General features: G+C 53.7%; 16 protein-coding genes. 6 read left to right on the forward strand and 10 right to left on the reverse strand.

All coding sequences use genetic code 11. From position 1 onward, the window contains the following. Positions 1–114: 114 nt before the first annotated feature. Together CHB92_RS17810 and mug are read right to left on the reverse strand one after the other, a co-directional pair. Complete coding sequence (locus CHB92_RS17810) at positions 115–393, reverse strand: hypothetical protein (RefSeq protein ID WP_089320590.1); 279 nt, start codon at positions 391–393, stop codon at positions 115–117. Between the two features lie 378 nt (positions 394–771). Continuing rightward, positions 772–1,320, reverse strand: coding sequence for a G/U mismatch-specific DNA glycosylase (gene mug, locus CHB92_RS17815; protein ID WP_218824275.1), 549 nt, complete (start codon positions 1,318–1,320; stop codon positions 772–774). A 238-nt stretch (positions 1,321–1,558) separates the two neighbouring features. Between mug and CHB92_RS17820 the strand changes: the two genes are divergently transcribed. The 6 genes from CHB92_RS17820 (at position 1,559) to CHB92_RS17845 (ending at position 8,332) form a co-directional block, all read left to right on the forward strand. Beyond that, positions 1,559–2,455 carry an EboA domain-containing protein gene (locus tag CHB92_RS17820; protein WP_089320591.1) on the forward strand — a complete coding sequence of 299 codons (897 nt, stop codon included), beginning with the start codon at positions 1,559–1,561 and terminating at the stop codon, positions 2,453–2,455. A gap of 28 nt (positions 2,456–2,483) precedes the next feature. After that, on the forward strand, positions 2,484–3,425 hold the full coding sequence (locus CHB92_RS17825) for a TatD family hydrolase (RefSeq protein ID WP_245842685.1): 942 nt from the start codon (positions 2,484–2,486) through the stop codon (positions 3,423–3,425). Beyond that, entirely contained in the window at positions 3,425–4,327 is a 903-nt protein-coding gene (eboC, locus tag CHB92_RS17830; protein ID WP_089320592.1) for a UbiA-like protein EboC, read from the forward strand. The genes CHB92_RS17825 and eboC overlap by 1 nt, the downstream gene beginning before the upstream one ends. A gap of 111 nt (positions 4,328–4,438) precedes the next feature. Then, positions 4,439–5,647, forward strand: a complete 1,209-nt coding sequence (locus CHB92_RS17835) for a 3-dehydroquinate synthase (protein ID WP_245842688.1) — start codon at positions 4,439–4,441, stop codon at positions 5,645–5,647. A gap of 65 nt (positions 5,648–5,712) precedes the next feature. Then, positions 5,713–6,996 (forward strand): metabolite traffic protein EboE, encoded by a 1,284-nt coding sequence (gene eboE / locus CHB92_RS17840; RefSeq protein WP_089320626.1) that lies wholly within the window; start codon positions 5,713–5,715, stop codon positions 6,994–6,996. Beyond that, on the forward strand, positions 6,941–8,332 hold the full coding sequence (locus CHB92_RS17845) for an alkaline phosphatase family protein (protein ID WP_089320593.1): 1,392 nt from the start codon (positions 6,941–6,943) through the stop codon (positions 8,330–8,332). Before eboE ends, CHB92_RS17845 begins: the two co-directional genes overlap by 56 nt. Positions 8,333–8,474: 142 nt before the next feature. On the opposite strand, the gene CHB92_RS17850 is transcribed toward CHB92_RS17845, so the two are convergent. The 8 genes from CHB92_RS17850 to CHB92_RS17885 all read right to left on the reverse strand — a co-directional run bounded on the left by CHB92_RS17850 (position 8,475) and on the right by CHB92_RS17885 (position 20,649). Next, on the reverse strand, positions 8,475–9,191 hold the full coding sequence (locus CHB92_RS17850) for a 3-keto-disaccharide hydrolase (RefSeq protein ID WP_245842690.1): 717 nt from the start codon (positions 9,189–9,191) through the stop codon (positions 8,475–8,477). Positions 9,192–9,203: 12 nt separating this feature from the next. Beyond that, entirely contained in the window at positions 9,204–10,037 is an 834-nt protein-coding gene (locus CHB92_RS17855) for a formylglycine-generating enzyme family protein (protein ID WP_245842691.1), read from the reverse strand. A 20-nt stretch (positions 10,038–10,057) separates the two neighbouring features. After that, positions 10,058–12,394, reverse strand: coding sequence for a DUF7133 domain-containing protein (locus CHB92_RS17860; RefSeq protein WP_089320595.1), 2,337 nt, complete (start codon positions 12,392–12,394; stop codon positions 10,058–10,060). Between the two features lie 344 nt (positions 12,395–12,738). Further along, positions 12,739–15,096, reverse strand: a complete 2,358-nt coding sequence (gene bglX / locus CHB92_RS17865; RefSeq protein ID WP_245842693.1) for a beta-glucosidase BglX — start codon at positions 15,094–15,096, stop codon at positions 12,739–12,741. Between the two features lie 12 nt (positions 15,097–15,108). Next, positions 15,109–15,762 carry an SGNH/GDSL hydrolase family protein gene (locus CHB92_RS17870; protein ID WP_089320596.1) on the reverse strand — a complete coding sequence of 218 codons (654 nt, stop codon included), beginning with the start codon at positions 15,760–15,762 and terminating at the stop codon, positions 15,109–15,111. 45 nt (positions 15,763–15,807) lie between these two features. Beyond that, positions 15,808–17,547, reverse strand: coding sequence for a family 43 glycosylhydrolase (locus CHB92_RS17875; protein ID WP_089320597.1), 1,740 nt, complete (start codon positions 17,545–17,547; stop codon positions 15,808–15,810). Between the two features lie 31 nt (positions 17,548–17,578). Next, on the reverse strand, positions 17,579–18,946 hold the full coding sequence (locus tag CHB92_RS17880; RefSeq protein ID WP_089320598.1) for a glucoamylase family protein: 1,368 nt from the start codon (positions 18,944–18,946) through the stop codon (positions 17,579–17,581). A 122-nt stretch (positions 18,947–19,068) separates the two neighbouring features. Further along, entirely contained in the window at positions 19,069–20,649 is a 1,581-nt protein-coding gene (locus CHB92_RS17885; protein WP_245842695.1) for a glucoamylase family protein, read from the reverse strand. Between the last annotated feature and the right edge of the window lie 75 nt (positions 20,650–20,724).

Below are 20,724 nucleotides of genomic sequence, written 5' to 3' on the forward strand. Positions count from 1 at the left end.
CGGAAATAAAAACAAAGGGCCACTCCCCGATGAGGAGTGGCCCTTTGTGCTTCTTAAAGAATGCTCAGCAGTTTTCTGAGGAGTACTGCTTGATGCGATCAGGGTGTTTTTGGACTAGAGGCTACTTTCAAGTTCCTGGTACAACTTTTTGCTTTTCACGTGAAGCGAAAACCACTCATAGTTGTTCTTCAGCATTTCAAAGTTACTTCCCTCCACAACCCCATTTACACCTTTCTTGGCAAGGGCATCTGCCAGCACGCCGTCCTCAATGGTGAAAGAATCAATCACCAGTCCTCCGTTTACGAAGGAGCAAGCCAGACCTTCCTGATCAGGCTTGTACAATAATGTTTTGCTTTTACTAAGTCCGTTTTGTAGTCTTTCTAACTCTCTCATAATTACTGCTTTTTCTATCTAGCACACATCCTAAAAGTTATTATAGTTCAAATTTATACTGCGTTACTTCAACAAAGAACAAAAATTAGGTGAACAGCACTTTTTTATGGGTAAACGGATTTAGAGGTGGTAATTACAGGGGCAAACCATTGACTTAAACCAAGTTACAACATTATTTTGCCCGGCAAGGCTATTCCTTCAAAACCATCCCTAAAGGGCAAGAAACAGGCTTTATACTCCCATCAGGGCCGACAGGTTGTATAATTGCACTAAAATTTCTCCCTTTTTTTACCATACCAGCCCTATATACCTAAACCACAATACTTTAAATTCACATTTCACCCTTAATGCAATTGCACCAACTAGTAGTGCAACTTACTAAAGAGCCTCCCGCAACTCCCCGTACACCCGGGCCAGGGCATCCGGAGTATAGTGGGCATTCAGCCCACTGGGGTTGGGGAGCACCCATAATCTCGTGTCTCCAATCGTTTCGGGTTGTAGCCCTATTGCCGCGTCCCGGCGGCCAAAGGCGTCCCGGTAGGCGGTGACGCCCAGCATCGCCAGCACCCGGGGCTTGTAGTGCAGCACCTTTTCAACAAGCAGCTTCCCTCCCGCTACCAATTCCTGCTTATTTAACTCTGCGGCGGCAACGGTGGCCCGTTCCACAAAATTGGTGATCCCGCAACCGTAACTAAGCAGTTCCTGTTGCTCTTCGGGTTGTAGCCGCCGGGGTGTAAACCCTGCAGCATGCAAGGTAGGCCAGAACCGGTTGCCGGGCCGGGCAAAGTTGTAGCCGGTGGCAGCAGTATAGAGGCTGGGATTGATCCCGCAAAAGAGCACCCTGAGGTCTGGTGCGATCAGGTCGGGCACGGTCTTTCCGGCAGCCGCTAAAATTTCCTCTTTCGTAGGCTTATATCTTTTCATCATTCTTTTTACCTTTACTTGTAGCTGCTTTGTTGCGGCTGGCGTAGCAAAGCTTACAGGAGTTGCACAGCAAAAACGTGTGTGGCCTAAGAAAGAGAGGATCTGAACGTTCTTTCCCTGGGCACGTTTGTCATGCAGCAGTATATGTAAGTTTTACTATATATAAAACTGAGTGAAAGGTGCGGCAGGCAAAAGCAGCTGTGCCCCTAACGGCTGATACAGCCATCAAACAAACGGAACTATGATCCAGGCAAACATCCCCTCCACCCAGACATTCCTCAAAGAAATCATAGTACGAAGCACCACGCCGCAAGGCATGGAGTGGCTTCAGCAGAAAACGGAGCTTTTAAGCTCGGAGAACGCAAAAGACAAGGACCTTTTTCTATCCTTTAGCGCCGCTCCCCGGTTTGTTGGAAAAAGCCCGCTGCAGCTAACAGACCAAGACTTACAAAAGGCAGAGGAGCTGCGGGAGGGCTTTAACCCCTCTGCCTGGTCAGCTGCACAGGCTGCCCGCACCCTGCTGCTGCTCTCCCTTCCTCACCAGGACGCGAAGGCGTTTCAGCGCAGGGTAGAAACCCTCTTCAGCACAGCCGACATGGGTGAACTCGTGGCCTTGTACGGAAGCCTGCCCCTGTTGCCGCACCCGGAATTGTTTACGGAGCGTGCAGCCGAGGGTGTGCGCACCAACATGGGGGATGTGTACGAGGCCGTGGCCCTGGATAACCCCTACCCTGCCGACTACATGACGGAAGAGGCCTGGAATCAACTGGTCCTCAAGACGCTGTTTGTGGGAAAGCCCCTCTACCGTATTTACGGCATCGAAAAGCGCAGCAACCCTGAGCTGGCCCGCATGCTGTCGGACTACGCGCATGAGCGCTGGGCTGCCGGACGCCCTGTGTCTCCTGAGCTGTGGCGACCTATTGGGCCATTTATCGATGAAACCATCCTGGAGGACATCAAGAAACTGTTCGCCCACCCCGACGAGGTACAACAGGAGGCAGCCGCTCTTGCCTGTGCGCAAAGCAATTTTGTGCCTGCCAAAGAGCTCCTGGACCAGCACCCGCTGCTGAAAAACCGCCTCGAAAGCGGCGAACTTAGCTGGAGACTGATCGGCAACAAAACCCTGGCCTTACAATAAAAGAATCACCCTTAGATAAAATAAAATTATGAATACGAACAACATGCTTCTGATAGACCCGCACGTACACATGACCTCGCGCACGACCGATGATTACGAGCGCATGCGCAAGGCCGGTATTGTGGCGATCATCGAACCTGCTTTCTGGCTGGGGCAGCCCCGCACAGAGGCCGGCTCTTTTAAAGACTACTTCAGCAGCCTGGTAGGCTGGGAGCGCTTCCGGGCAAGCCAGTTCGGCATCAAGCACTACTGCACCATCGGCCTGAACTCAAAAGAGGCCAATAACGAAGCCCTTGCCGAACAGGTAATGGAGCTGTTGCCCCTGTTCCTGTACAAGGAAGGCGTAGTGGGCGTGGGCGAAATTGGCTACGACGACCAGACCAAAGCCGAGGACAAGTACTTCCGGGCACAGTTGGAGCTATCGAAAGAAGTGAACCTGCCGGTGCAGATCCACACCCCTCACCGCGACAAAAAAGCCGGCACCATTAAAAGCATGGAGGTTTGCCTGGAGCATGGCATCGCCCCGGACATGGTGGTAGTGGATCACAACAACGAAGAAACCGTGAAGGACGTGCTGGACAGAGGCTTCTGGGCTGCTTTCACCATCTACCCGAACTCCAAAATGGGCAATGAGCGCATGGTGGAAGTGGTGAAAAAATACGGGTCCGAGCGCATCATCGTCAACAGTTCTGCAGACTGGGGCATCAGCGATCCGCTCTCCGTGCCAAAGACAGCCTCCCTGATGCTGGAGCGCGGCATTGACCCGGAGGACGTGCGTAAAGTATGCTACCAGAATGCCCTCGACTCCTTTGGTAAAAGCGGGCAGATGCACGAATCAGACTGGCTGACACCCGCAAATGTTGACCAGCGTGAGAAGTTCTCAGACAACTCTGTTCTCAGAGGCGGTCAGACACCTGTGGTTGGCGACATCAACACCTCAGGCGAACTGGACTCAAACATCGTTCGCTAATGGCCCAGGTAGGAGCTTACCTGCGGCTCATGCGCCCGGCCAATATCGTAACCGCCATTGCTGACATTATGATGGGTTACGCAGCGTCGGGCGCTTTGCTGTCGCTTTTTGAAGTAGATCTTAGTGCCCAAAACCTACACCCCCTGGGGTGGCTTGTGCTATCGACCATTGGCCTGTACGGCGGTGGTGTGGTATTTAACGATGTGTTTGACGCAGAGCTGGACCGCGTAGAACGGCCGGAGAGACCCATCCCAAGCGGAAGGGCTACCCTGGCTGGTGCTACTACCTTAGGTGCTCTCCTCCTTGTAGGTGGGGTATTTGCGGCCTGGCAAGTGTCCGCGATGAGTGCCGCTATTGCCACCATTGTGGCCTTGCTCGCCCTCTTGTACGACTGGAAAGGCAAGCACCAGTCTCTCCTGGGACCTGTGAACATGGGCGCCTGTCGCGGGGGCAACCTCCTGCTCGGCGTAAGCGCCGTGCCTGCCGCCCTGGAAGAGCTATGGTTTATCGCCCTTATCCCGATCGTGTACATTTCGGCCATTACCATGGTGAGCCGGGGCGAAGTGCACGGCGGAAACCAGGCAGCCCTGAAAGGCGCCGTGTTTATGTATGCAGCCGTTTTCGCGGGAATTATTAGCCTGGCGGCACTGCCACAGTTTAACCTTGTGTACTGCATTCCCTTTTTGCTGCTATTTGCCTACCTCATCTTCCCTCCCCTCCTCAAAGCTATGTCAGCGAAAGAGCCCAAGCTTATCATGAAGGCGGTAAAAGCAGGGGTGCTCTCGCTTATCGTGCTGGACGCCAGTATGGCCGCGGGCTTTGCGGGCTGGCAGTATGGCTTGCTGGTGCTCCTCCTGCTGCCTGTGTCTCTCTACATTGCCCGTAACTTTGCCGTCACATAGAATTCTTATGCGTTACGCATTGTTCTTTTAGAGAGAATGTCTGTATCTTATCCATCCTTAGTCGGGAAAAAGCTTTTGCACTCCCTGCTTAAGGATGGATAAGCTAGCAGCATGCAAGATTTACAAATTCAGAACTCCCCGATCATGAGGACAATTGAACAGTCGTTTACAGTGCAGTTTAGGTATGGGGTTTACTTTACCGCAGGCCTTTTTAAGGCAGATAACACCTTATTAACAGAAGTACTGCAGCAGGACAAGGGCAGCGGGCCACGCAAAGTGTTTTTCGTGCTAGACAGCGGCGTGGCAGAAGCGCACCCAAACCTTGTACAGGACATCGAACTTTATACCGCGCAGCATAAAGAACATGTAAAGCTGTTGGCGCCCCCCCTGACCATCACAGGCGGTGAGGAGGTGAAGAATAGTACGCCCCTGCTCATGGACTTGCTTTCTGCCGTAAACGAGCACGGCATCGACAGGCACTCATACCTGATCGCCATCGGCGGCGGCGCCGTGCTGGACATGGCAGGCTTTGCCGCCGCCATCGCCCACCGGGGCATTCGCCACATTCGCATCCCGACCACCGTGCTCGCACAGGATGACTCGGCCGTGGGTGTAAAAAACAGCTTCAACTCCTTTGGCAAAAAGAACTTCCTGGGGACTTTTGCCCCACCTTTTGCCGTGATCAACGACAGTGACTTCCTACTGACCTTGCATGACCGGGACTGGCGCTCGGGCATCTCTGAGGCCATCAAGGTGGCCCTGATTAAGGACGCGGCCTTTTACCAGGCTATCAAACGGGACGCGGCAAAGCTAGCCAAGCGCGACATGGCGGCCATGCAAAAGCTGATCCACCGCTGCGCCGAAATGCACGTGGAGCACATTGGCGGAGCCGACCCCTTCGAAACCGGCTCCTCCCGTCCCCTGGACTTCGGCCACTGGGCAGCCCATAAACTCGAGCAGCTTTCCGACTACCAACTGCGCCACGGTGAGGCCGTTGCCATCGGCATGGCCCTGGACGTGACCTATTCGATGTTGAAAGGCATGCTCACGCGGGAAGAAGCAGAGGACGTGCTGCAGCTACTGGAAGAGTTGGGTTTTGAGCTGTACGTGCCCCAGCTGTCACAGCGGGAAGCAGGCTCCGATCAGCTTAGCGTAATCAAGGGCCTGCAGGAGTTTAGGGAGCACCTGGGAGGAAAGCTCACTATTATGCTGCTAAATAAGATCGGGGAAGGTGTGGAAGTACATCACATGGACGAACCGCTGTTAAGACAAGCCGTAGAACTATTACAAAAGCGCCACCAACCTCAGCCTGCAGCTTAAACTAGACTTTAGGGCAGTACGGGAGTTTTAAGGCTGCTGTTCTTTTTACTTAAATTGAGCGAAACATGTATCTGGACTCAGGACACCACCTTACCTATTGTACAAATATCCACCCCGGCGAAACCTGGCCTGAAGCCTTCCAGCAGCTGGAAGCTTACCTCCCACCCCTTAAACAAAAGCTATCGCCCGATAAGTCGTTTGGCATCGGACTGCGGCTGTCGAACAGGGCCAGTCTCGAGTTGCTGGACGGTGATAACCTGGGGAGCTTTAAGCAATGGCTGGCGGAACAAGGCTTGTATGTGTTTACCATGAACGGTTTTCCTTACGGGGGCTTCCATCGCCAATCGGTAAAGGATGATGTCCACAAGCCGGACTGGACCACGCCGGAGCGCCTCGCCTATACGGTGAGACTGGCAAAGATACTGGCCGCGCTTCTGCCGGAAGGCATGGAAGGCGGCATCTCCACCTCTCCTCTTTCTTACAAGCCCTGGCTCCTGGAAGAGGACGATACCAAAGAAAAAGGCGTTTTTAACAATGCCACAAGCAACTTAGTCACTTTGGTACAGGAACTGGTACAGCTAAAAGAAGAGACAGGCAAAACCATTCACGTAGACATCGAGCCAGAGCCGGACGGCCTGTTGGAAAATATCTCTGAAGTCATCCGGTATTACGAGGACAGGCTTTTACCAACAGGGGTAGCGCAACTACAAGAAGAGCGGGGCCTGACAGCACAGGAAGCCCGGGAGGCGATTCTCGAACACCTGCAGCTATGCTATGACGTCTGCCACATCGCCTTGACCTATGAAAGCCATGCCAAGGCTGTCTCACGGCTGAAGGAAGCAGGCATCCGGATCGGAAAGGTGCAACTGAGCGCTGCCCTGAAAACAGCCCTGCCAAAAGATGTGGAGACAAGAGGCGAGATTGCCGAAACCCTTAGCGCTTTCGCCGAATCTACTTACCTCCACCAGGTAGTAGAGCTGAATGCGGAAGGTGATCTGACCCAGTACGCAGACCTGACCTTTGCCCTCCAGCATATCCGCAAGCCCAGTGCCATCGAGTGGCGCACGCACTTTCATGTGCCCCTCTTTACCGAGCAATACAACGGGCTGCAATCCACACAGAAAGATATAGTAGAGGTGCTTGCGCTGTTGCGGAAGGGCAACCTGACGACACAGCACCTGGAGGTCGAGACCTATACCTGGGAGGTACTGCCGGAAGACATGAAGAAAGAACTGTCAGAATCCATCCAGCGGGAGCTGGAGTGGGTAATCTCCACGATAAACAAAACACAACATGCAGAAAACGGTAGTTCTGAGCGTAGTAGGACTCACGAATTCACTCATCGGTAAAAACACCCCTTTTCTGGCCAAGTGGGCAGCAGCGGCACAGAATACAGTTATTCGCCCGGTGCTTCCTGCAGTTACCTGTACGGCCCAGTCGACTTACCTGACCGGCAAATGGCCAGAGGAGCACGGCATTGTTGCCAATGGCTGGTACTTTCGGGAGGAAGACGAAATAAAGCTGTGGCGCCAGTCAAACAAGCTGGTGCAGGCCCCAAAGATCTGGGAAGTAGCCAAAGCACAGGAGCCTAACTTTACCGTAGCCAACATGGGCTGGTGGTATAATATGAACACTACCGCTGATTATACCCTTACCCCAAGGCCACAGTACCTGGCCGATGGGCGCAAGCTACCGGATTGCTACACGCAACCAGCCGAACTGCGCGACCAGCTACAGGAAGAACTGGGTACTTTCCCCCTCTTTAACTACTGGGGCCCGAAAACCTCTATTAAGTCGAGTAAGTGGATCGCCGATGCCTCCAAGATAACGGACGACCTCTATGACCCGACCCTGACACTGATCTACCTGCCTCACCTGGACTACAACCTGCAGCGTTTGGGGCCAGGCGACCCACGCATAGCCAGGGACCTGCAGGAAATAGATGCCGTTTGTGCGGACCTGATCCAGTACTACGAAGCAAAAGGGGCACAAGTCGTAGTCCTGTCAGAGTACGGCATATCGGATGTCAACAATCCGGTACACATCAACCGGGTGCTACGCGAAAACGGGTACATAGCGGTGCGTCACGAGCGCGGCACCGAACTGCTGGACATGGCCATGAGCAAAGCCTTTGCCGTAGCAGACCATCAGATCGCGCACGTGTACATCGAGAATCCTGCCCATATTGCGGAAGTCCAGCAACTGTTACAGCAGGTGCCGGGCGTGCAGGAAGTATTGGCTGGCGAGGAACGCAACAAGTACAGGCTGGCCCATGAACGCTGTGGTGAACTGGTGGTCGTGGCGGATGAACGTTCGTGGTTCACTTATTACTTCTGGCTCGACGATAAAAAGGCCCCGGACTATGCCCGCATGGTCGACATCCACAAGAAACCCGGCTATGACCCGGTGGAGATGTTCGCCGATCCGAAGATCAAGTTCCTGATCCCGAAGGTAGCTGCCAAAGTGCTAAAGAAAAAGCTGGGCTTCCGGATGGTGATGGACATTATCCCACTGGACGCTACCCTCATAAAAGGCTCACACGGTCGTATTCCTGAAGACAAGAATGAGTGGCCCGTGCTGCTGACAAAGAATCAGCAAAAGCTACCGCAGGAAGTGCAGGCGGTAGATGTGTTTAATGTGATCCTCTCGCACTTGCAGGTGTCGAAGAAAGAAATGGCGCTATAATACCCTATTTGATAATAGGTCTCACCGCACTGCTAACTGGCTATAAAAAAGGGTAGAAGAAACTTCTACCCTTTAGCTGGTGATGAAAAACAAATACGTTCGTTAATTCTCATTAGCAGGATCTAAGCATGCCCACTTGGGTTTATTCTTTTAGCTCCTCGTCTAACTCTTTGATAGCTATGTTCCGGAAGCGGTGAGCGGCCCCCGGCGCCCATGATTCCAACCCATTCCAGTCGAAGGCAGCGGGAGAAAAGAGCGCCGTCCAATGTGACTGTAGCCCGATCATGCCATTGGTGGCGCCAGCGGTGAAATCATTCTTTGGCTGCACAACGTCCCACATCTTCACGCCATTGACCCAAAGCGTAATGCGTGGTTTGTCCCCCACCATCCGGATCCGGAAGGAGTTCCAGCCATTGGGTTTCCAAACCTTTGCCAAGTCTGTTGCTTCGGCGCCTTGGCTTACCGGCATGCGCTCCCCATAAAGGCTTCCGGTACTGCCCGCTGTTTCATCCAATTCAATCTGGTAGGCGATGCCGCTCTCAGAGGAGCGGAGAAAAATCCCCCCGTTTGTAAAGGAGTCTATTTTCGCCTCCAGGTAGAGGTCAAAGTTTTTGTACTTCTCATCCGACAACAAAACTCCTCCCTGGCCGTAAGGGTGCTGGCGCAGCACGATGGCTCCATTTTCCACCCGCACATCTGGGGTGGTTCCCTGATGGGTGGTGCGGCTAATGTGCCAGCCCTCGAGGTTCTTCCCATTAAAAATTGGCCGAAAGCCTGCCGGGATTTGGGCATGGGCGACAGCACCTAACAGAAGGGCGGAGAAGAGAACGGTAAAGCTTTTTATATGTCTGTTCATCATTCAACCTTTTCTTTACTGCTTAGCCTCCATCACAACCCGAAGTCCTACGTCAAAGCCATTGCCCGGACCAGCGGCGTGCGTCTTATAAGTCGCGTTTTTCACATCTCCGGTAAAGGAAGCACCTTTGAGCACGTGTTCTTCACCGAACTGGGGCGGCACCGGGTCTGCAAACAGCTTTTTGTTGTAGTAGTCCTCTACCCATTCCCACACGTTGCCCAGCATGTCGTAAAGTCCCCAGGCATTAGGTTGCTTTTGCCCGATGGCACTGGTAGTGGTACCTCCAAGCACTGCTATTTTATTGATTTCCGCCCAAGGTATATCATCATCCGCCCCTGCCCGGGCAGCATACTCCCACTCAAACTCAGTTGGGAGGCGGTACTCATGCTTTTTGTCCAATGCACTTAGCCTCCGAACAAAAACCTGAGCATCCTGCCAGGAGATATTTTCAACCGGGTGCTTTGTCGCATCGTCGCTTACTTTGTCTCCCTGAAAAAACGATGGGTTATGCCCCATTACCTTCTCCCACTGCTCCTGTGTCACCTCATACTTGCCAATGTAGAACGGCTGATCCAGGGTGACCTTGAAGCCCGGCATAGCTGCCTGAGCGGCCATTTTTTCGGCTACCCTGTAAATGGAGTCCGGCAGTGTTTTCCGGCCCGGGTCGCCTTTGCCGGGCTCGCCAACGGTTGGCTGGTACTTGCCTACAAGCATACTGCCGGGCTCAATCCGGACAAACTCCATTCCCAAGGGGTTGGTAAAGGTTGGCTTCGGGGCTGTAACGACACAGCTTTGCAGCCAAAGGGCGGAAACCAAGAGTGCCCACATTCGCTTTGGATACTTCTTCATGGTCTTCTGTCTAATTACAGCTATTCCTGACTGGCAGCTTCCCCCTCTGCCCAGTTCGTTCTTTCGGCTCGGCCGAGCTTAAAGATCTCCAGCATTTGCAGGGTCATGCCTTCCGGAATCTTAGGCGTGTTGGCCCGTATTTCCTTTACTTCCTCCGGTGTGATCACGGAGGCCTTGTTTCCGAGTTCGCTACTGTTCCGGATGTAGCTCATAACTGAAGCCAGCCATTTATCGTCCTGGTGGCCCATGGCTGGCATGGTGTTCGGATAAGTTTTGCCATCTACCGGTCCTTGCAGCCCATTCAGCATCAGTTGTGTGAGCAGTATCTTGTCCCCCCTCACGCGTGGGGAACCTGCCAACGGAGGCGCTGGCATTTCATCGTCCCCAATCAGGCGCCCTTTTCCATTTACCCCATGGCAGTTAGAGCAAAGCTGTTTGTATATCGTTGCCCCGTTGGCCACCAATTCTCTGTCTGCAGGGCTCAGATTTCGTGTTCGCTCTCTTTCCGCTGCCAATATTCTTTGTGTCTCGGCAAAGGTTTCTTGGGAGTACTGCATCAGCTCATTATTCGGGTTGCCCGCTAAGAGCTCTTGTACAGCAGTTTGTGCCTCCTCCGTCTTATTGCCCCGCAATGACAGGGCAAGCTGGACCCGCACATCAGCGCCCGGGTCATCTTGCATGGACGCCAGTTTAGCAATCACCTCCTGGTCGTTCTGGTTCACAAATTTTTCGGCCACCCACACCGCCGTTTTTCTTACCTGGGCGTCATCGTCAGCAAGGGCCTTAAACAGAGTAGGCTTGTCGAGGGCCTCCATTCCTTCCAGCGTCCAGAGGGCATGGATGCGAGCCAGAGGTCCTGGCTTCTTTTCAAAAGACGTCTGCTGCCCTAAGGCAATTTTCTGTAAGGCAGGGATAACAGACTTATCATTGCGCACGATCAACAGCTGCTGTGCGTTATCGCGCCACCAGCCGTTCGGGTGGTTCAGGTAAGAGACCAATTTGCTGGCAGGCTCATTAAGCATGTTTGGCCGCCGCGGATCTCGCTTAAAGTCTTTGTGCACCACCCTGTAAATGCGCCCCATGCCCCTGTTCTTGTACAGCTCCTTATCCTGAATGATATCGTAGAGATAGGTACCCGGCCCTGACCATTCACTTTCCTGGATGATGCCATGGTACATGTCTACTATGTAAAAGGTGCCATCCGGACCGGTATAGGTGTTAATGGGACGAAAGTTCATATCGGCAGAGGCCAGCCAGTCTTTGCCTTCATACACGTCCTTGATGTACGTTTTCCCCTCCTCCTTGTACACTTCGCCGCGTTTGATGATACGCCCTACGGGTTCCGGTATAAAATAATCGCCCAGCATGTCGGCGGGCATGCGATCCCCCCGGAAAATGGACTGCCCACCACCAGAAGTAAAATGCTTCAGAGTGTTGTCCGGGCGCAACACGTCTTTCCCTCCCTGGGCATCTACTGTCCCAATGATGGGCCAGGGCACCGCAAACTCAGGGGTATACTGGTCTTTGAAGTTAAGCGCGCCATACGCCGGCATCTGCTGTATCTGCACTGCCGGTAGCCCAGGACCTGCTTCAGAGTAAAACAGCTGGCCATAGTTATCAGTGGTAAGCCCCCACTGGCCAATCATATTGTCCACCAGCGTGTCAGCCTCCAACTTCCCATCCTTGTATTTGTATCTCAGGTTATCCCGTGATGGATAGATCCAGTTGTCGAGGTTCCAAATCAGGCCGCCATTCTGGTGCTCCAGGTTCCGCACATCTAGCACATCGTTCCGAAAAACGATCTTCTTCTCATCGGCCTTACCGTCTCCGTTCGTATCACGATAGCTCCAGATATGCTGCACGTTCGTTTCCTGCACCAACACCTGGTCTCCCACCGGGAGAACTAAGCGAGGCAAAAGCAGGCTGTCGACAAACACTGTGGCTTTGTCCATCTTCCCGTCCCAGTCGGTATCCTCCAGTAGTTTAATCCTGCTGGTTCGCTCAAACTGCCCGGTGCCCTCCGCATCCTTCATGTAGGTATTCATCTCAGCAACGTACATCCTGCCGTTTCCGTCCCAGGCGAGGGCCACTGGCTCCTGTACCATGGGCTCGCTGGCTACCAGCTCTACTTTATAACCAGGCGGCAAAACAATCTTGCGCATGCTTTCCTCCGGAGAGAGCGGTGTGGCAGGAGGATCTTTATCTACCACCACTCGTTCAAAGTCTTCTGTTGCTAAGGCCTGCTGTTCTGTTGTGTTTTTGCGATTACAGCCAACAAAGGCCAGCAGCGCCAACACCACAGCACTGCAGGTACTCAGTCTGAAATCGGAATTCCTTTTAGTGTGTCTTGGGTACATGAGGTAAGGGTAATATTTATTTCAGTGTGTTCGGGCAAAATCTTTTTTATGGGAACGTGTAGTTGCTCATAGCATCAAGCGATAAAATGAATAGCAGGAGAATCAGGGCCGGGGCTTCTTTACCGCTTCGCTATCGTCTGCCTACCTGCAACCGGCACTACAACAGCTATCACTACAAGCCCCCCGGCCTTCTCCTTAAGACTGAAGCACCTTGATTCGTCAACTATTTATAGACCACTCTAGTATCAAGCCCAGATGAGGCGCCAGGCACCTTATGACCAAGTCGCTCGTTAACAAGGCTTCTGTCCAAACCCACCCTTTTATTCAATCCTTTTCGGTAGCTTTTACTGGTTCTCCCTGACGGTGAAGCTGGCCTCCTGCACATCCCGGGAGTTAGTGCCCACATACACCTTAAACTCGCCTGGCTCCAGTACGCGCTCCAGCTCATTGTTGTAGAACATCAGGTCTTCCGGGGTAATCGTAAACGTAACCGTTTGAGTCTCCCCCTTCTTCAGGTTGATCTTCTGAAAGCCTTTCAGCTCCTTTACAGGTCTGGTAATGGAGCCTACCACATCCTGCACGTACAGCTGTACAACCTCTTCGCCATCGTAGTTTCCGGTGTTCTTCACGTCCACTTTTACCTCCAGCGATTCATTCGCGCTGATACTGTTTTTGCTCAGCTGCGGCTGGGAGTAATCGAAAGTAGTATAGCTTAAGCCATATCCGAAGGGGTACAGGGGCTCGTTGGTTACGTCCATATAACGGGATTTATACTTGTCGAGCAGTTCACCACCGAACGGGCGGCCTGTGTTTTTATGTGCATAGTAAAGAGGCACCTGCCCCACTACCTGTGGGAAAGACGCCGTCAGCTTTCCGGAGGGGTTGTAATTACCGAACAGCACATCCGCAATCGCATTACCTGCCTCTGTCCCAGCAAACCATGTTTCCAGAATCGCATCTGCGTTCTCGTCTTCCCAAGTCAGGGCCAGCGGACGTCCGTTCATCAGCACCACGACCATGGGCTTGCCTGTTTTCTTCAGGGCCTTCAGTAGCTCGCGCTGCTGTCCCGGCAACGTAATGTCGGCGCGGCTGGCCGCCTCTCCCGTCATCCCCTGCGACTCTCCCACCACGGCCACAATCACATCCGAGGCGCTTGCTGTTTTCACCGCCTCGGCGATCATTTCTTCGGAAGAGCGCTTGTCTATCTCCAAGTCTCCGCCGTGCGCGTTCAGGCGCTGGATCATTTGCTCATCATCCGCAATGTTGGCTCCCTTGGCATACTTGATCTTCACGCCCGGGCCAGCTACATTGCGGATTCCCTGCTCCAGCGACACGGCCTGCTTCCAGTCGCCGGCACCACTCCAGTTACCGATCATATCGCGCTGGTTCTTAGCCAATGGCCCGATCAACGCGATGGTTCCAGACTTCTGCAGTGGCAGCACCTGCTTCTCGTTCTTCAGCAGTACCATGCTTTTGCGTGCAATCTCCCGGGCCGCCTCTCGGTACGCAGGCTTCATGATCGTGTTCTTTGCCCGCTCTTCGTCTGTGTACAGATAAGGGTCTTCGAACAGGCCTAGCTTGTACTTTGCCTCCAGAATGCGACGGGTGGCTTTGTTGATGTCCTCCTCGCTTACGGCACCGCTTTGCACCGCCTGCTTCAGGTTTTTCAGAAACACCTCTCCCACCATGTCCATGTCTGCACCTGCTTTCAGGGCCAGAGCACCTACGTGTGCCTCATCACCTATACCATGCGCTACCAATTCGTTAATTGCCGTGTAGTCTGTCACCACAAAGCCATCAAATCCCCACTTGTCGCGCAGCAACTCGGTCAGCAGCCATTTATTCGCCGAGGCCGGCACTCCATTCACCTCGTTAAAGGAGGTCATCACGCTACCTGCGCCGGCCTCGATGGCCGCTTTGTAAGGGGGCAGGTACTCGTTGAACATGCGGTTCAGGCTCATGTCCACCGTATTGTAGTCACGTCCCGCTTCGGCGGCCCCGTACAAGGCAAAGTGTTTGACCGTTGCCATGACCGTGTTTTCCTCCGACAGGTCATCGCCCTGATAGCCCCGCACCATCGCCCTGGCTACCTGGGAACCCAGGTAAGGATCTTCCCCGGCGCCTTCGGCAATACGTCCCCAGCGGGCATCACGCGCAATGTCTACCATGGGCGAGAACACCCAGTTCAGGCCATCGGCCGAGGCCTCGTCGGCAGCGATGCGGGCACTGCGCTCAATAGCCTCCATGTCCCAGCTCGTGGATAGCCCTAACGGAATCGGGAAGATGGTGCGGTGCCCGTGGATTACATCGTACCCAAACAAAAGCGGGATTTTAAGGCGGGTGTTGTTCACCGCCATTTCCTGTAGTTTTCGGGCAGCTACCGGGGTAAAAGTGTTAAAAACGCCCCCCACGTTTCCTTTGCGGATGTTCTCATCCACATTTTGGCTTACCACCGGCCCTGTGACATCAAAACCAACCGCCACCAGGTTTAGCTGCCCGATTTTCTCTTCCAGCGTCATTCTGGCCATCAACTCGTCGATAAACTTGTCCATCTCCGGATCTGCAGCGGGACTTGAAGCGTGGGCTGCACGCTGACCAGTTGCTGTTGTGCTGGCTGTTGTAGTAGTTTTCTGTGGTGTCATGTTATCTGCGCAGGCCATGCACAGAGACAGCACTAAGGTTGTATATAAAACTCGTTTCATTCGTTTTTTACTTTATTTGGATAAATGGGGAGCAATAGTTTTTTGCCAGATCTGGTAGCCCTTCCGGTTCATGTGCAGGCTGTCCTGTGAAAATATCTCCGGCTTCGGCCGCTTGTTTTGGTTTAACATCAGCGGGTACACGTCTGCGTAACTCGTTTTAGGCTGCTTCCGGAGATAGGCCCGGATCAGCCGGTTTGCCTCCTCTATAGTAGGTTTGAACTCCCAGCGCGAAGGACTGGGCTTAATGGACACAAACGTGATGGGCACTTGCGGCATCTCCTGCCTGATCGCCTGAAAAACATCCTCAAAGCGTGCCAGCACCTCCTGGGCCTGCACAGTGCCTGAGGCAATATCGTTCTCTCCCGAGTAAATGATAATCTGCTTTGGTCGGTAAGGGAACACAATATCACTCAGGTAATGCTTCAGGTCCAGCAGGTTCGAGCCTCCAAAGCCGCGATTGAGAACGGTCTGATGAGGAAACGCCTCCTGCAGGTTATCCCACATTCGGATGGAGGAGCTGCCGACAAACAGGATCCCATCCTTCGGCGGCATCTGCAGGCTATCCTGCTCCTTAAAGGCTTTAATCTCGTTCCAGAAAGGCAGTTCCTGGGCAAGGAGGCTACAGTGCCAGAGCAGGCCGGTGAATAATAGAGCTAATTTTCGCATATTATGACTTTTCTGATGCATCAAGAAACACTCCATAACCAGAGCTTATTCTGCTTTTATAGTCTTTGTTCTGTCCGATACCCCGCTCTCGTTAAAGGCCTCCACCGCGAAGTAGTAGGCCTGGTCGACAGACAGGCTTTTGAGGTTGAGGGAATGGTCCCCGTACACCATCCAGGAGTTATACAGCTTGTCGGGCGCGATGCCCCACAGGACGTTATACCCTTGCGCGCGCGGCTGCTTATCCCAGGTAATAAGGGCATCGCGACGGTCAGCTAAGCGCTTCACCTGTACGCCCTTTACCCGCGAGGGCGCTTTGCCCAGCCCGTGGCCAAACACCCGCAAACCTGAGATGGCCAGGTTAGGCGTAGGGGCATGGAGGCTCTGAAAGCGGATATAGCGGACAGTTTGCGGGGTTGCCAGCTCCACGTAATCGTTAGGCACATCCTTGTAGTTGTCCTCTCTGTCTACCAGCGTCTGCCAGGTTTCCCCATCCCTGGAGCCCTCAATTAGGTAGCGGTGGTGTAACCCCGGCACTTTGCCGTAGAGATCGGACTTGTAGTCGTGGTAGTTTACCTGGATGGCGTATACTTTCCCGGGGCTTTGCAGGTCGACCTGTACCCATTGCTGGTCGTTGTTTTTCGCTGCCACCCAAAAAGACTTCACGTTTTCGTCCACCATGTTCTCCGGCTTAAAGCCCTGCAGCGAAGAGGAGGCCTTTACGGGCTTTTGGTAAGACAAGAGCATCCAGCCGGTAAACTCACCCATTTTGCCTGGAACGGCAGGCGCATAATGCGGATAATCGCCGAAATAGGTATTCATATACATAAGGCCGTCCTTGTCGAAATAGGTCGGAAACATGCTGATGCGGCGCTCCCAGTTCATGTTCACTGATACGGTGGCCGAGCCGAAGTGCCAGTACTGCCCGGCAGGGCCCTCTACTGTGCTACCGTGCCCTGCCCCGTTCATAAAGCCACCCGGCTTGTACGACACGGGATTGTTAGGCGCGTAAGTAAACGGCCCCAAGGGGCTGTCGCTGATGTACACCCCATCGCCGTACACGTTAAACTCCGTACCGGGGGCAGCATACTGCAGGTAGTACTTGCCACGGCGCTTCGTCATCCAGGCTCCCTCCATATAGCCGGCCAGCACTGTATCGGAATGATTCTCGCCGAAGCGCTCCCAACCGTGCTTGTCTCCGTGCAGGGTGAACAGTTCCACTGTCTCTTCGGACGGCTTAAAACGGTGCTCCTTGTCCAGTTTCTTCACCCGGAGCGGATAGGTGTTGGAGGAGCCCCAGTACATATAGGCCTGCCCGTCGTCATCAATAAACAGCGCCGGATCCTGTAGGTCGTTCAGGATGGCGGGGGTGGCTTTCCAGTTTCCCTTTTTCGGATCATCCGTGTACAGGATGCTCATAGAGCCCGAGGGATCACCGGCTACATAAAGCACAGAGTCTTTGTAGTTAAAGGCAGCCGGGGCATTTGAGCCCTGAAAATACCACTTCTCCGGAGAGATGAAGTTCCAGTGCTGCAGGTCCTTCGAGTGCCAGTACCCCATGGAGCGGGTTACGAACATGTAGTACTCGTTCCGGAACTCCACCACGGCAGGATCTGCCCCGGAACGGTAGGAAATGTCTTTATGGGCATCGTACACCGCATAGGTGTAGTCGATGTTGAGCGGATTACAGTAAGTTTCGGACTGCGTATCCTGTGCCTGTGCAGTTGTAATACAAAAGACCGCGACCACAGCCTGAAGTACTTTATTAACGCCTACGTAGGTTTGCATGCGGGTTTCTCCGTTAAATAAACTGAAACAACTATTGTAAATGCGGGCTTTCAAAGCCTAACTTTTTCAGGCCTGCCTGCACCTCCGGAGCGCTCATAAACAGGTCCCAGAGCAGGCCTGTGCGGCCATTCTCGATCATCACCGGGATGGGCCCCTGGTCTATCCCCAGGTAACGGGGCGTATACCAGTCCTTTTCCTCAGAGAAAGCATCGTAAAAGCCGTACTTCCCCCATAGCTTGTCTCCCATATCCTCATATAAGTGGCGCATCACTTTCAACGACTCCTCCTTTGCGTATGGGTAGGAGGACAGGGCCGCCGTCGGAGAGATCACCCCCAAGTCGTGCTCGGGGCTGTGACCCGCGTAGCCCTTAGGTGAGTAGCTGGAGGTAAGGCCCCAGGTATCCTCGCCATAACCCTCGTAATCTTTCGGGTTATCGACCGCATAATCGTGCTGGATCATGGTGTGGTTCTGGTTAAGCTTCCAGTAATCGGCATACTTATCCTTCAGCCCCCGCGGGTCCAGCCCCAAGTAAGAGTAGTGAGCCCAGAACATGGGGCCAACGCTGCCCTTGTGGCCGTTGTGGTTCAGGACCACCTCCCGGCCGTAGGATGTAGCATCGGAGGTGATGGCTCCGTTCTGTGCCCAGCCCTCATGGTACACTTCGGCAGGCACCCCATGTGTAGGCGAAGCGGCAGCCAGCACATACATAATCAGGGCTTCGTTGTAACCAGTCACCGGAAAGTTCATTTCCCAGCCATAGTCCGGGCTCCAGTGCCAGTATAACACATTCTGGCCACCCTTACGGTACCAATCCCACTCCACTTCTTTCCAGAGCTTGTCTATTTGTGCGGCAAGGGCTTTTTCCTCTTCGCTCCCGTCCTGCAGGTACTGGCGCACTGTCAGCAGCCCCTGTACCAGAAAGGACGTTTCCACCAAATCGCCCCCGTTATCCTTCTGGCCAAAGGGCTTCACCTTACCGGTCTCTCCTTGTATCCAATGCGGCCAGGCCCCATGAAAGCGGTCTGCCTTTTCCAGGTAGTTCACCATCTTCTGTAGGTGCTGCACACCTTCTTCACGGGTAATAAAGCCCCGCTCTATGCCCACCAGGATAGCCATCAGCCCAAAACCAGTAGCCCCGGTGGTCACGACATTCTGATCATTTTCGGGGTACACGTTATCCATGTGAATGCGCTCACGGGCAAGCCCGGAGTTAGGCTCGGCACCGGCCCAGAAATACTGGAAGGTCTGCTCTTGTACCCGTGTCAGCAGTTCTTCATTTGTAAGCGACTCTTCCCCTACAGCTTCCGCTGTAGCAGTAGTCGTTGCCTCGGTTGTTCCCTGGCAACTGTAAAACAACTGCGCTGCCAGTAGTGGTATGGCTAAAAGTTTCTTTTTCATTTCTGTGCGGTTATTATTCGGTTCTCATAAATCAGTTAAAACAAAGGCCTCTCAAATTCCCTGGCCCTTGGTTTGTGGCATATCCGACCTTATGCTGAGGAAGCTCCAGAGCCAGGCCCGCGTTAGTGTAAAGAAAGGGAGACCTCTTTATGGACAGACGGGGAACTGAGTGTTAGTTTATACCTTCCAGGCACCAGCTCCTTTCCCAAGGCCACGGGCTCCAGCCCTGCCCCTCTACTTTCAGCATCCCAAATCGTTTTTACTTTGGTTCCATCCTCTCTCCACAAGGTGAGCGTGTAGGCTTCTGCTTCCTTCGTCGCCACCTCTATCAGATAGTTCTCCAGGTCCGGGTGCCTAAGAAGGTCCACCTGCCCTGTCTGCACATTGGGTGCTACGAGCGGAAAACCCGTTTCATAGATGGGCTGGCGGAAGCCTAACCTAGACAGGCCAGCCTGTATTTCCGGCTGCTCCGTAAACAAGCCCCAGAGCAGGCCAGAGCGGTAGTTCTCGATCATGGCCACAATTGGGCCCTGGTCTATAGCCAGGTGGTCTGTTGCCGTCCAGTTGCGCACTTTATTATGCGCGTCCTTTAAGCCATACTCCCCTATCAGTTGCCCGCCCATGCCTTTATAAAAGTTGCGTAGCACCAGCATGCTGTAATAGGGCGTATAAGGGAAAGAACCCAAGGCTGCCGTGGGGGCTACCGTACCATTGTCGTTCGTGGGTGAGTGGGCAGCATACCCATCCGGATCATCTGAGGCCGTCAGGCCCCAGTAGCTCCCGGAGTAGCCATAGCTTTTCGGGGCCATCAGCAGGCTATAGGCTCTGTTTATCATGGTATGGTTCTGGTTCTGCTGCCAGTAATTGGTATAACTGTCTTCCAGTTGCCTTGGATCGAGGCTCAGGAAAGAGTAATGCGCAAAGAACAGAGGTCCTCCGTAGGCCGGCCCCATCTTCAGGGGGTATCCCGCGTAGTTCTGTACTGCCCCGAAGTTGGGGCTCACCCAGGTGTTCTGGTACACTTCCGGTTTTATAGGGTGTGTGGGGGAAGAGGCCGCCAATACATACGTTATGAAAGCTTCATTCCACCCCCGTATGGGCAAGTTCATCTCCCAGTTGTAGGTCGGGCTCCAATGCCAGTACAGTTGCCCGTCTCCGCGTGAGGCATACCAGTCCCATTCCACGCTTTCCCACAACTGCGTGATTTTATCCCGCAGCTCTGCTTCGGCCCCTGCCCCGTTAAAATAGGCACGCGCCGTTAGCAAGCCATTGATCAGATAGGAGGTCTCCACCAGGTCTCCCCCGTTGTCCTTTTGGCTAAAAGGAATCGCAGCACCCGTGCTGCCGTTAAGCCAGTGGCTCCAGGCCCCGTGAAAGCGGTCGGCCCTGGCTAAAAAGTCAGTAAGTTTGTTTAGTCGTTCTACAGCCTGTGCTCTGGTAATCCACCCCCTGCTTACTCCCACAAGGATGGCCTGCACTCCGAAGCCGGTCCCACCTGAGGTTACCACCTCCCCTGATCCGGTTCGCTCACGGGCCATGCCGCTGGTGGGATGGGCATAGTCCCAGAAATACCGGAAACTCTCTTCCTGTACTCTGTTCAGTAGAGCCTTGTCCTCGGCGGTGGATACAGCAGGCGGTGTTTGTGGGTCTATAGGGCTTGGCACCGGTCGCTCTGCCTTGTCGCTGCTACAGGATAACAGCACACACAGCAGCAAGAGACAACAGGACCAAAGGTTTTTACAAGTCATTCTTTCTTACAGGGGTGGCAACTCTAAAAA

Source organism: Pontibacter ummariensis, from assembly GCF_900188175.1.
GTDB lineage: Bacteria > Bacteroidota > Bacteroidia > Cytophagales > Hymenobacteraceae > Pontibacter > Pontibacter ummariensis.